13 protein-coding genes and 1 tRNA gene are annotated in these 12445 nt (G+C 60.5%); 10 read left to right on the top strand and 4 right to left on the bottom strand.

Features of this window, described 5'->3' with window-relative positions:
• Positions 1-2: 2 nt before the first annotated feature.
• Positions 3-1394 carry a PspC domain-containing protein gene (locus JMA46_RS01310; protein WP_207343500.1) on the bottom strand — a complete coding sequence of 464 codons (1392 nt, stop codon included), beginning with the start codon at positions 1392-1394 and terminating at the stop codon, positions 3-5.
• 115 nt (positions 1395-1509) lie between these two features.
• Between JMA46_RS01310 and JMA46_RS01315 the strand changes: the two genes are divergently transcribed.
• Together JMA46_RS01315 and JMA46_RS01320 are read left to right on the top strand one after the other, a co-directional pair.
• The gene (locus JMA46_RS01315) at positions 1510-2784 is read left to right on the top strand and encodes an ATP-binding protein (protein ID WP_207343501.1); all 1275 of its coding nucleotides are present in this window, start codon (positions 1510-1512) and stop codon (positions 2782-2784) included.
• Positions 2781-3437 (top strand): response regulator transcription factor, encoded by a 657-nt coding sequence (locus tag JMA46_RS01320; protein ID WP_207343502.1) that lies wholly within the window; start codon positions 2781-2783, stop codon positions 3435-3437. Before JMA46_RS01315 ends, JMA46_RS01320 begins: the two co-directional genes overlap by 4 nt.
• A 133-nt stretch (positions 3438-3570) precedes the next feature.
• Here JMA46_RS01320 and JMA46_RS01325 read toward each other — a convergent pair whose 3' ends face one another.
• Positions 3571-4803: a pyridoxal phosphate-dependent aminotransferase gene (locus tag JMA46_RS01325; protein ID WP_207343503.1), complete on the bottom strand. Its 1233-nt coding sequence runs from the start codon at positions 4801-4803 to the stop codon at positions 3571-3573.
• Between the two features lie 248 nt (positions 4804-5051).
• Here JMA46_RS01325 and JMA46_RS01330 point away from each other — a divergent pair.
• The 8 genes from JMA46_RS01330 (at position 5052) to rplL (ending at position 10551) form a co-directional block, all read left to right on the top strand.
• A tRNA-Trp gene (locus JMA46_RS01330) sits at positions 5052-5124 on the top strand.
• 122 nt (positions 5125-5246) lie between these two features.
• On the top strand, positions 5247-5537 hold the full coding sequence (gene secE / locus JMA46_RS01335) for a preprotein translocase subunit SecE (RefSeq protein WP_207343504.1): 291 nt from the start codon (positions 5247-5249) through the stop codon (positions 5535-5537).
• 88 nt (positions 5538-5625) lie between these two features.
• Positions 5626-6447: a transcription termination/antitermination protein NusG gene (gene nusG / locus JMA46_RS01340; protein WP_207343505.1), complete on the top strand. Its 822-nt coding sequence runs from the start codon at positions 5626-5628 to the stop codon at positions 6445-6447.
• Positions 6448-6577: 130 nt separating this feature from the next.
• Complete coding sequence (rplK, locus tag JMA46_RS01345; RefSeq protein ID WP_207343506.1) at positions 6578-7009, top strand: 50S ribosomal protein L11; 432 nt, start codon at positions 6578-6580, stop codon at positions 7007-7009.
• 159 nt (positions 7010-7168) lie between these two features.
• Positions 7169-7876 carry a 50S ribosomal protein L1 gene (rplA, locus tag JMA46_RS01350; protein ID WP_207343507.1) on the top strand — a complete coding sequence of 236 codons (708 nt, stop codon included), beginning with the start codon at positions 7169-7171 and terminating at the stop codon, positions 7874-7876.
• 170 nt (positions 7877-8046) lie between these two features.
• A complete protein-coding gene (locus JMA46_RS01355) occupies positions 8047-9135 on the top strand; it encodes a GNAT family N-acetyltransferase (protein WP_207343508.1) in 1089 nt (362 codons plus the stop codon).
• 346 nt (positions 9136-9481) lie between these two features.
• A complete protein-coding gene (gene rplJ, locus JMA46_RS01360) occupies positions 9482-10051 on the top strand; it encodes a 50S ribosomal protein L10 (protein WP_207343509.1) in 570 nt (189 codons plus the stop codon).
• Positions 10052-10176: 125 nt separating this feature from the next.
• Positions 10177-10551: a 50S ribosomal protein L7/L12 gene (gene rplL, locus JMA46_RS01365; protein WP_207343510.1), complete on the top strand. Its 375-nt coding sequence runs from the start codon at positions 10177-10179 to the stop codon at positions 10549-10551.
• A gap of 193 nt (positions 10552-10744) precedes the next feature.
• On the opposite strand, the gene JMA46_RS01370 is transcribed toward rplL, so the two are convergent.
• Together JMA46_RS01370 and JMA46_RS01375 are read right to left on the bottom strand one after the other, a co-directional pair.
• Positions 10745-11230 (bottom strand): YbaK/EbsC family protein, encoded by a 486-nt coding sequence (locus JMA46_RS01370; RefSeq protein WP_207343511.1) that lies wholly within the window; start codon positions 11228-11230, stop codon positions 10745-10747.
• Positions 11227-12426: an acetyl-CoA C-acetyltransferase gene (locus JMA46_RS01375; RefSeq protein ID WP_207343512.1), complete on the bottom strand. Its 1200-nt coding sequence runs from the start codon at positions 12424-12426 to the stop codon at positions 11227-11229. The genes JMA46_RS01370 and JMA46_RS01375 overlap by 4 nt, the downstream gene beginning before the upstream one ends.
• Between the last annotated feature and the right edge of the window lie 19 nt (positions 12427-12445).

Below are 12445 nucleotides of genomic sequence, written 5' to 3' on the forward strand. Positions count from 1 at the left end.
GGTCATGGCGTCACTGCCGCAGGAACGGTGGAGGCAACGGATACAACGGTGATGTCGCTGGCGGCACCCTGCAAGGTGATGACCATGCGGTGGCCTTTCGCCTGCACGTTGAGGTCGGTGGTTGTACTCGTGGCAAGAGAACCGGTCTGGTCTGCGCCGTCGACCGTCAATGAGGAGGCAGCCAACTCGCTCTTGAGCCGCACCGGCATATCCTTGGGGACTTTGATGGTGACGGAGGAGGCCACCACATTGACGGGGATAAGGACATCGGTGGTCAGGGATCCGGTGCTGAACTGCGTGAAGTCAAGGGTTGCATCGCCAAAGACCATGGAGCGGCCCGTTTCAGCTGCGCTGATGGAGGTGGGCGCCCAATTCACGTTGTTCAACGCCGTGAACTGGCCGTTGTGTGGTGGGATGCTCAACAGGCCGGCCAGCACCAGCATGACAATCGCAAATGCGCTGACACCACCTGCCGCCCGCCCCATGGCGCCCGCTGCCACAATGGCAACGCCGGCGGTGATTGCCGCAGCAGCCGCTGCCGTGGCCACCTGGTAGCCATGCAGGTCAAGGACGTTCGTGCTGTCCAGGATCAGTACAACGGCGCCAACCACCACAGCCAGACCCAATGTCAAAAGACTTGCAGCTGCGCCCATTCGAGGTGTGATCTTGTGCGGCTTTTGCTTCACATACATCTGCGGATCGGGCGTAAAGGTACCAGCTGACGGGTACATCAACGGTGGCTCCTGCCACTGCTCCGGAGGCAGCGACTGGCCTTGGTGCTGAGCTTGCGGTGCGCCCTGGAGAGGTCCCTGGGCGGGGCCTTGGTGAGGTCCCTGCCACTGGGGTGGCGCGGAGGGCTTTGACTTATTTCGCGTCACTGCCCAGTAAATGACGGCTGCGACTCCGGCGATCCAAAATAGTGGCCAGGGGAACCAGGAATCGTCCCGGCCCAAAGCAAAGCCGGGTCCTTGGCCGAGCAAGCCGAGGATTGCCAGTGCCACCGCGCCGCTCATACCGGTAGACCAGTGGCCGCGGCCGGCCTCTTGCGCGTGGATCCGGCCGTCGGGTTCCGGCAGCAGCGCCCAAGCAACTCCGTATGCGAGCAATCCGACACCAAAAAATAGGGTCAGGACCACTGCCAGGCCGCGGACAATGACGGGATCGATCCCCCACCGGTAAGCCAAACCGCTGCACACCCCACCCATCCAGCGGTTGGGGGAGCGTTGCACTCCTAGTCCTTGGATCCACTGAAAGAACTTGGCCGATTCCGGCGGCGGCCCGGGAGGGTACGTGCCGGACTGGAAATTTTCCGTTGCTGGCGTCTGTGGTGCGGGATTGTCCGGGCTGGGTGGGAGGCCTTCCGGCTGTTCTGGGGTGCTGCGTGAGGTGTCCATGCTTCCATGGTTCCTGTTCAATGCCCCCTTGGACTATCCGGGGTGACCCTGAAAGAACCCTGAAGCAACCCCGGGAAGCACTGCGGGCTGGCCCTGAGCATGCTTGGATTGAGGCATGAGCGCAAAGATGTACCGTTCCCCGAAGCGCATGGTCGCCGGGGTTTGCGGCGGGCTGGCCCAGCACCTTGGGATCAAGGTGGGGCTGGTGCGCGCCATCTTCATTGGCACCAGTTTCTTCTTTGGCGCAAGCCTGATCTTTTACGCGTGGTTATGGCTGTTGGTTCCGATGGCCGATGAGCGTGCTGGTGCGCCGGCCCCATTAGTGGAGGCCGACGGGAATCCGAGGTTGAAGCTTTTCCGCCCTGCCGCAGGAGCACCAATAGCCGATACCCCACACCCCGAACGCTCCAAAACCCCTGTTGGCTTCAAGGAGATTGCCATTGGTGGGGGACTCTTCGTCGTGGCCTTCATCTTGTTTGGCAGGCAAATGGGCTGGAACCTGCAGCTGGGAACTCTGGTCCCGCTCCTTGTTATAGTCTTGGGCGCTGTGCTGGCATGGATCCAGCTGGACAACACCCGTCGAATCGGTTTGTTGAGTGCGGCAAAGGCAGACACCCCCACTGCGTTGTTGCGGTTGGGTGGCGGCATAGCCCTCGTGATTGCCGGTGTGATCGTCATGGTGACGGGTTCTGGATCGTGGCCATTGCTGTGGGCCTCAATAGTGGCTTCCCTGGCAGTACTGGCGGGTGTGGCACTCGTGCTGGCCCCCTGGGCGATGAAGTTCTGGCAGGAGTTCCAAAACGAACGGGCCGGACGTATTCGTGAAACGGAAAGGGCAGAAATTGCTGCCCATCTGCACGACTCCGTATTGCAAACCCTGGCCTTGATCCAAAAGAACGCCCATTCGCCCAGCGACGTGACCCGCCTTGCCCGGGCTCAGGAGCGCGAACTGCGGGAATGGATCTACCAAGATTCCGCGCACAATTCGGGCGCCCTGGTTGAGCGTGTCAAAGCCGTGTGTGCCGAGGCAGAGGACCTTTACGGCCAGGCCGTGGAGGTTGTTGCGGTGGGCGATGCCGAACTCACCGAACATAGCAGTGCGTTGGTACAAGCCGTGCGGGAGGCCGTGCTGAACGGTGTACGGCACGGTGGAACCGCTGTCTCCGTGTACGTGGAAGCAGGAGAAAAAGGTGTTGACGTGTTCGTGAAGGATCGCGGGCCGGGCTTTGACCTGACGGGCGTGCCGACGGACAGGCTGGGAGTCCGGGAGTCCGTCGTCGGGCGCATGCAACGCAACGGCGGCACCGCTGAGATCATTAGTTCAGCGGAAGGCACTGAAGTCCGGCTGCATCTGCCCAGCGAAACATCAGCAAATGAGGAAGCCAAATGACCGTGCCTGCAACGCCCATCAAGGTAGTGATTGTCGACGACCATGCAATCTTCCGCTCCGGCCTCAAAGCAGATCTGGCCGCGGACATTGACGTGCAAGCGGAAGCGGCAACTGTGGAAGAGGCCATTGCCGCCGTTCATGCCGTGCAGCCAGACGTGGTGCTGCTTGATGTGCATCTGCCCGGTGGCCGGGGACAGGGTGGGCGCGAAGTCATCGCCGGCTGTGCGGCGTTGCTCACCGGCACGAAGTTCCTGGCACTGAGCGTTTCCGACTCTGCCGAAGACGTGGTGTCGGTGATTCGCGCTGGCGCGCGCGGCTATGTGACCAAATCAATTTCAGGAAGCGAAATTTCCGATGCCGTCAGGCGCGTGGCAGGCGGAGATGCCGTCTTTTCGCCTAGGCTGGCCGGCTTTGTGCTGGACGCCTTCGGCACGGCCGAAGTGGCCGTGGAAGACGAACTGGACAAGCTTTCAGCCCGCGAGCTGGAAGTCATGCGTTTGATTGCGCGCGGCTATTCGTACAAGGAGGTGGCCAAGGCCCTGTTCATCTCCATCAAGACCGTGGAGACCCACGTTTCGGCCGTCCTGCGCAAGCTGCAGCTGTCTTCCCGCCACGAACTCACCCGCTGGGCAGTGGACCGCCGCCTGCTCTAGGCCACCGACTACGGGTCGTCGACTGCAGCGGGACGTCCCTCGCGGGCAGTAAGATTTTTTCGGTCGCTGAGCGACCTCGAAAATCCATCCCCGCTCCGTGACCTCCCGCTGCAGCGTTTGCCGGTTGGCGACGCTACATGGCTGAGCCCAGGAACTCCTGCAGGCGCCCAACTCCTGTGGCGAGGTCGTCGTCGCCGAGGGCGTAGGACAGGCGCAGGAAGCCACTGGGGCCAAATGCTTCTCCAGGGACCACGGCAACTTCAACCTTGTCCAGGATCAGTGCGGCAAGTTCAGCCGACGTGGCCGGGCGGATCCCCCCAATTTCGCGACCCAGCAGGCCACGGACGTCTGGGTAGGCGTAAAAAGCGCCATGCGGGGTGGGGCACTCGACCCCGTCAATGGAGTTCAACCCGGCAACCATGGCCTTGCGGCGACGGTCAAAGGCCACCTTCATCTCCTCAACGGCAGTCAACGGGCCTGCGACAGCGGCAAGTGCGGCCATCTGGGACACGTTCGCCACGTTGGAGGTTGCATGGGACTGCATGTTGGTCGCTGCTTTGGTGACATCCAGAGGCGCGATCATCCAGCCCACGCGCCATCCAGTCATGGCGTAGGTCTTGGCCACACCGTTGAGGATGACCACGCGGTCGCCCAACTCGGGTGTTGCCGTGGCAATCGAGGTGAACGGCACGCCGTCGTAGGTGAGGTGTTCGTAGATTTCATCCGTGATGACCCAGATGCCCTTGGAAGCGGCCCACAAACCAATCTCGCGGGTCTGCCCGGGCGAGTAGACGGCACCGGTTGGGTTGGAGGGGGAAACGAACAGCAGCACCTTGGTGCGTGGGGTCAAGGCGGCTTCCAATTGCTCCACTGTGACGAGGTAGCCCTGCTCCGGGCCGGCAAAAACCTCGACCGGCACCCCGCCTGCCAAGCGGATGGCTTCCGGGTAGGTGGTCCAGTAGGGGGAGGGCACAATGACTTCATCGCCTGGATCAAGCAGCGTGGCGAAGGACTCGTAAACGGCCTGCTTGCCACCGTTTGTCACCAGCACCTGTGCGGGCTCAACAGCGTAGCCGGAGTCACGCAGCGTCTTTGCGGCAATGGCGCTGCGCAGTTCCGGCAATCCGGCGGCGGGGGAGTAGCGGTGGTATTTGGGCTGCCGGGCAGCGGCAATGGCTGCCTCAACAATGTAGTCGGGGGTGGGGAAGTCCGGTTCGCCGGCGCCAAAGCCAATGACCGGCCGACCAGCAGCTTTCAAGGCCTTGGCCTTGGCATCGACGGCCAGGGTAGCGGATTCGGCAATGGCGGCGATCCGGGCGGAAACGCGGCGCCCGGAGGCTTGGTCAGCTGTCAGTTCGGCAGACATCAGGACTCTTTCTTCGGTGGGAGGCACAAAATGCACACATCGTCACTGTCTACTTTAGGCGCATCTGCCGCCCGGTTCGACGTACAGCCATAAGATGCGTAGAATGGTTTACCGGTGTTCAAGCGCCATGATGATCCACGCCTGCAGGCCGGTTTTGGAAAGACGGCTTCCAGACTGTAAGTTGTTCATGGTTATTAACACCGATTGGATTCCTCACGCAGCTGGCCGGGCCAGCAGGTGAATTCCAAAGGGTAGTGGCGCAATTGGTAGCGCAGCGGTCTCCAAAACCGCAGGTTGCAGGTTCGAGTCCTGTCTGCCCTGCGCATGAGTACAGCGGGTTGGCTGCACGAAACACTTCGTGCATGCAGGCCAGTGCTCGGGCGAATATTTATTGCATGGCGTGCAGTCCGTATTCACGGACTTGCAAGTACTTACAACAATTGATGAGTGAGGCACTGGTGACCGAAACTGCGGCAAGCAGCTCCAAGGGCCCAGCCAAAAAAGCAACAAAGCCCAGTAAGCCTGGACTTTTTAGCCGGATAGCTCTTTTCCTCCGCCAAGTCATTGGCGAAATGAAGAAGGTTGTCACCCCCACTCGCAAAGAGTTGATCAACTTCACCGTTGTCGTGCTGGTATTCGTGGTCATCGTGATGGGCATTGTTACCGTCTTGGATCTGGGATTCGGCAAGGCCGTACTGTGGATCTTCGGCGGCAACGCAACCATCGAGCAGTAAAACGCTCAACTTGGCCGACCTCGCCGAATACTTCGGCATGGGGTCGGTTTGAGCCATTTAAGAAACGCACAAGGAAAGCAGGAAATTCGTGTCTGAGCTGGAGCCCGAGGCAACGTACAGTGAGCAGGACCAGGACACTGTGGTTGCTGATGCTGCCATCAATGCCGACCTTGATGCCGTTGCAGAAGAATCTGAGGTCGCAGAAGACGCTGCCGAGGCTGTAGAGGCCGACGTTGTAGAGGACGCTGCCGAGACCACAGAGGAAGACTCGGGGGAGGCAGTCGCAGCGGCGGCAGCAGAACCCGAAGTTGACCCGGCAGACGAATTCAAGGCCATGCTGCGTCGCCAGGAGGGTGACTGGTACGTCATCCACTCCTACGCCGGTTACGAGAACCGCGTCAAGGTCAACCTTGAGTCGCGCAGCCTGTCGCTGAACATGGAAGATTACATCTTCGAAATTCAGGTTCCCATGGAAGAAGTCGTGGAGATCAAGAATGCGCAGCGCAAGGTTGTCAACCGCGTCCGCATCCCCGGCTACGTGCTGGTTCGCATGGACCTCACAGACGCATCGTGGGGCGTCGTTCGCCACACGCCCGGCGTAACCGGCTTTGTGGGCAATGCCCACAACCCCGTCCCGCTGCGCTTGGATGAAGTTTTCTCGATGCTTGCTCCGATCTTTGAAGAGCAGCAGGCTGAAGAGACCGGTGTTCCGTTGCGGCACGACCCGATTGACGCGGACATCGACTTCGAAGTTGGCGAAGCAGTCATCGTCAAGGACGGTCCGTTTGAGGGCCTTTCAGCCTCGATCTCCGAGATCAAGCCCGAGGCTGCGCAGCTGGTGGTGCTGGTTTCCATCTTCGAGCGCGAAACCCCCGTCACACTTGCTTTCAACCAGGTCACCAAGATCTAGTTGCCCACAATTTTCGTTCCACGGGAGCTTGCTTAGCTCTACGTGAAACGTTCGGCCGGACGCCATCCGGCCACCCACCTGGACGCGCTCCGTCGTCCCAGGAAAGTTATTGAGAGAAGAGGACCCTACAGTGGCTCCCAAGAAAAAGGTCACCGGCCTTATCAAGCTGCAGATCCAGGCAGGCGCCGCCAACCCGGCACCTCCCATCGGTCCCGCGCTTGGTCAGCACGGCGTCAACATCATGGAATTCTGCAAGGCGTACAACGCTGCAACGGAATCCCAGCGCGGAAACGTCATCCCCGTTGAAATCACGGTTTACGAAGACCGTTCTTTCACGTTCATCACCAAGACCCCGCCGGCTGCACAGCTCATCAAGAAGGCTGCAGGCGTCGCCAAGGGTTCAGCTACCCCGCACACCGTCAAGGTTGCCCAGCTGACCAAGGCACAGGTCACCGAGATCGCCACCCAGAAGATGGTTGACCTCAACGCAACAAGCATCGAAGGCGCCGAGAAGATCATCGCCGGAACCGCCCGTTCCATGGGTATCACTGTCGAGGCGTAAGCCCCAATACCTGGTGGTCGAGCTTGCCGAGACCCCCAAAGCACCATCCAATTCATTAAGAACGACGCCGACCAACCCACCTCAGGTGGTTGGAAAGCGGACGTAGTGGCAGGGCCCGCGCGGTCCTAATGACCACAACTGCACAAGGAGAAACGCAGCATGGCAAAGCGCAGTAAAGCATATGAGGCAGCTCAGGCGAAGATCGATGCGGACAACACATACGCACCCTTCGACGCCATCAAGCTCGCCAAAGAGACAAACCCGTCCAAGTTCGACGCCACCGTTGAGGTTGCGTTCCGCTTGGGTGTAGACCCCCGCAAGGCCGACCAGATGATCCGTGGCACAGTCAACCTGCCCCACGGCACCGGTAAGACTGCCCGCGTTCTGGTTTTCGCAACCGGTGAGCGTGCCGAAGCTGCTATCGCAGCAGGGGCCGACTTCGTTGGTACCGACGACCTGATCGAAAAGATCCAGGGCGGCTGGACCGACTTCGACGCAGCCGTTGCCACACCTGACCTCATGGGCAAGGTTGGCCGTTTGGGTAAGGTCCTCGGACCGCGTAACTTGATGCCGAACCCGAAGACCGGCACCGTCACCAACGACGTCGCCAAGGCTGTCAATGACATCAAGGGTGGAAAGATCGACTTCCGCGTCGACAAGCACTCCAACCTGCACTTCATCATCGGCAAGGTTTCCTTCGACGCCGTCAAGCTGGCTGAGAACTACGCAGCAGCGCTGGAAGAGGTGCTTCGTTTGAAGCCGTCCGCTTCCAAGGGCCGGTACCTGCAGAAGGCCACCGTCTCCACGACGTTTGGCCCCGGCATCAGCGTGGATCCTCAGGCAACGAAGGTTGTCATCGAGGACTAGTTCTTGAAATTTGTTGGGAAGGGCGTTGTAGCATTTCGCTGCAGCGCCCTTCCTTTTTTGTAGGCTGGTGGGAAGCAGCAGGTTCCAGCAGATTTCAATTGGGGAAGGTGCGGGTTTGGCAACGCCATGATTCGCGCACAAAGATTAGACAGCTACGAGGTAATGAAGTCATGACAGTAACCACCATCGAGCAGTTGCGGATTCCAGAGACGCTCGACGGCGACGCCGCTGCAGATTTCCACCAGGTCGTTGAGGTGTCCCGCCAAGCTCGTATCAAAACTTGGGGGAATGACAAATTGGCGTACACGGCCGAAGAACTCTTCGACCAGTGCCATGACTCCTACGAGTGGTATGTGGTGTTGATCGCTCGAAGCGCCGGGGAAATTATTGGTCTGGCCGGCATTGCGCTGCCTCTGGACGACAACACTGAAATGGCGCATGTCACCCTGGATGTGCTGCCCACGGCCGAGGGACTTGGCTTAGGCCGGAAGCTGCTTGAAGCTGCGGAACTCTTTGTCAAAGGTGAGAACCGTAAGGTCGTCATGGTCGAGACCAGCCATCAGTCCTCAACGCTGGATGTTGGCGACACTGAGCTGATACCAGCCTCCCGTGGAGGCGGCTCACTGCCGCTGAGTAGCAGGGAAGCCCGCTTTGCCTACAGCGCGGGCTACGACCTTGAGCGCGTGGAACAGTTTAGCGTCTGCGCCCTGCCTCTGCGGGTCGGACTGAGTGCAGAACTGACCGAACGCGTCACCACCGCGCACCAGCACGCATACCGTGTGCACCAGTGGATGGACCGCTGCCCGGAGCCATGGGCGCAGGACATTGTGCGCCTGGAGCAGGAGATCGACGGGGAGGGCGACGGCGGCAACCTTGCGGACGCGTGGGACGTGGAGCGACGGCGCGAAGCTGAAGAGATTTCCAGGCTCACAGGCAGGCACACAATGGTCTGCGCCGCCGAATGCGTTGCCACAGGAATGCTGGTGGGGTTCACCTCCATCTCGATACTGGGCAACCGCAGCGATGTGGCATTTCAGGATGACACTTTTGTAGAGCAGACCCACCGTGGCAGAGATATTGGGCTGCATATCAAGGTGGTAAACCTTGAGCATCTCATGCGTGAGTTTCCGCAGCTGGAAGCCATCTACACGTGGAATGCCCCGGAAAAGGAGTACATGCGCTCTGTCAACGAAATGCTGGGATTCGTGAACGCGGGTGTCACAGGGCAGTGGCGCAAGGACTTTAACACCATTGGCTGACCGCCTGGCGGCTAGAGTTCACTACCCCGATTTGGAATCCGACGGCACGCTCCTGTAGCCTTGAGGAACCAAAGACCGTCGGTCGATGTCAACCTCCCCCAGCCAGTAGATGCAGCATGCATTGGATTGCGCAGGAAACGGGTCGGTTGCCATCCGAAAGTCCTTATATGGACGGCCAGCGCAGGTGCACAAAGCTTATTGAGCGGCGTCGAACCGGAAGAAATTCCTGGAACCGCTGCGAAAACGCCCCGTACATCTGTGCGGGGCGTTTTTATTTGTCCAAGTCCCAGCTAGCTGGGCGGGACAGGACCAGACAGGACCGGCATATATTCCCGGAAGGAGGGTTATGGCAACGCCAACAAAGGTGGCTGCGGTTGCAGAGATCACACAAGATTTCAACGAATCAACTGCAGCAGTCCTAACCGAATACCGTGGGCTCACCGTTGCTCAGCTCAAGGAGCTGCGCGTTTCTCTCGGCCAGGACACCAAGTTCGCGGTCGTAAAGAACACCCTGACAGCCATTGCGGCCAAGGAAGCTGGTGTTGACGCTTTCGAAGGTCAGCTGAGCGGCCCCACCGCCATTGCTTTCATCAAGGGTGACGCTGTTGCAGCAGCCAAGAGCCTCACGGATTTTGCAAAAGCCAACAAGCAGCTGGTCATCAAGACTGGTTTCTTCGAAGGCAAGGCTCTCGACGCCTCCGAGGTCGCAGCACTGGCTGCCCTCGAGTCTCGCGAACTGCAGCTGGCCAAGGTCGCCGGCATCCTCAAGGCTCCGATGGCCGCCGTTGCGCGTACCCTCGAGGCCCTGCGTTTGAAGCTGGCTGAAGGCGCTCCCGCTGAAGAGGCTCCGGCCGCTGAGGAAGCACCCGCCGCTGAGGAAGCCCCGGCAGTAGAAGCTGAAGCCACCGAGGCGTAGCGAGCGCCGTCCCCTGGACGCGCCGCCTGCCTGCAGGTGATCAGCATTAGTTTTTCCCTGAGTCCATGAGGATTTGGGTCTTAAGATTCGGCCTTCGGGCCAAGAACACAGAAGGAGCGCCACCCATGGCTAAGCTCACCAACGACGAGCTCATTGCAGCTTTCAAGGAACTGACCATCATCGAGCTCTCCGAGTTCGTCAAGCTCTTCGAAGAGACCTTTGAAGTTACTGCCGCTGCTGTTGCTGTAGCAGGCCCCGCTGGCGGAGCCGCAGAAGCTGAAGAAGAGCAGACTGAATTCGACGTCATCCTCGAAGCAGCTGGCGACAAGAAGATCGCAGTGATCAAGGAAGTTCGTTCCTTGACCTCCCTCGGCCTGAAGGAAGCCAAGGCGGTCGTTGATTCGGCTCCCAAGGCCGTCCTCGAAGGTGCAACCAAGGAAGCTGCCGAGAAGGCCAAGGAAGCCCTCGAGGCTGCCGGCGCCACGGTTACCGTCAAGTAATCACCTCGCATTTCACGAAAAGCCCCGCACCAATTGGTGCGGGGCTTTTCTGCGTCCAGGGGGTATCCCGGCAGCGGAGCCGACATTTTTTATAGGCGACGTAAAGGAGACGCCAAAGGCCGCCCGCGGACGACGCGTCGGATAGTCGCCGGAAAAATGCCGGGCCGGTGCCGCCGCGAGTCGCCCAAGCCTGCTATTCCGGGACGGAGATGTCTGCAACGGTGGCGTTCAAGGCCGTTATCAGGGCGTCGGCTTCGACGAACAGGCTGTAGCCGTGTTCGCCAGCGCCCATGGACACCCTGCGGCCGCGGATCGATTCGTCAGCGAAGACGGGCCACGCCGTGGTGCTGCCCAGGGGAGTGATGGTGCCGCGTTCGTAACCGGTCGCGGCAAGGGCCAGATCGGCGGCGGGCATTTGCAGCTTGTTCACGCCCACCACGGCCCGCAGCTTGGGCCAGGAGATGGAGCGACCGCCGGGCACCAGGGCAAAGAGGAAGGCGCCGTCGCTGCGCTTGACCACAAGGGACTTCACAATGTCTGCGACGTCAATGCCAAGAAGATTGGCAGCCTCAGCCAGGGAGCCTGCCACAGGCCTGGCGAAGATGTCCAATGCCAGGCCGCGGGCCACCGCATCAGCGGCAACCCTGCCATGGCCCGTGGGATTGGCTGCTGGGCTCACTCAGCGTCCCGGAACAGGAGCAGCGCCTCGCCCTGCCCGCCACCGCCGCACAATGACACAGCCGCCTTTCCGGAGCCGCGGCGGCTGAGTTCAAGTGCCGCGTGGAGTGCCAAACGGGCTCCGGATGCACCAATGGGGTGGCCCAGTGCGATGGCACCGCCGTGGATATTGCACTTTTCCGGAGATAGGTGAAGATCACGCATTGACTGGACAGCAACAGACCCAAAAGCCTCGTTGATCTCAACGAAATCGAGATCCGCAACGCTCCAGCCAGCCTTTGCCAAAGCGCTCTCAATGGCGTGGGAAGGCTGTGAATGCAGTGAGTTATCAGGCCCGGCAACCTGTCCGGGTGCGCCGACAACAGCCAACCACGCAAGTCCGTGTGCCTGCGCATAGGCACGTGAAGTCAGCACCATGGCACTGGCCCCGTCGGAAAGGGGGGAAGAGTTCCCGGCTGTGATGGCGCCGTCGGCCGTGAATGCCGGACGCAGCCCGGCCAAAGACTCCACAGTGCTCTGCGGGCGAATGCCTTCGTCCTTGTCAATGACCAGTGGTTCGCCCTTGCGCTGCGGCAAGGATACGGGCACAATCTCGTGCTCGAATATCCCCGCTTCGACGGCTGCGGCAGCACGCTGGTGCGACGCGGCGGCGACCTCGTCCTGTGCAGTGCGTGAAATGCCCAGGAGGATGTTGCCACGCTCGGTGGACAGGCCCATGGAGTCGTTGTCAAAGGCGTCGGTCAGGCCGTCGTGGGCGGCAACGTCGAGAGCCTGGATGGAACCGTAGGTCCAGCCACGCCGTGAGCCTGGCAGGATGTGCGGGGCCTGGCTCATTGACTCCTGGCCGCCGGCGATAACAACCTCCGCCTCGCCGCTACGGATTAAGCGCGCCGCATCAATCACGGCCGTCAGGCCTGACAAGCACACTTTGTTGATGGTCACTGAGGGCACATTCCAACCAATACCGGCCCCGACGGCGCTCTGCCGCGCAGGATTCTGCCCGGCTCCTGCCTGCAAAACCTGGCCCATGATCACAAAGTTGACATCTGCCGCGTCAATCCCGGAACGTGATACGGCTCCAGCAATGGCCTTGGAGCCAAGCTCGACGGCGGTAAAGGGTGCCAACTGGCCGTTGAGCCGGCCCTGCGGGGTGCGTGCTCCTGCAAGAATTACCACATCATTTGATTGTGCCGCCATGTCCGCAGTGCTCCTTGAA

This window comes from Arthrobacter sp. E3, from assembly GCF_017353415.1.
Taxonomy (GTDB): Bacteria; Actinomycetota; Actinomycetes; order Actinomycetales; family Micrococcaceae; genus Specibacter.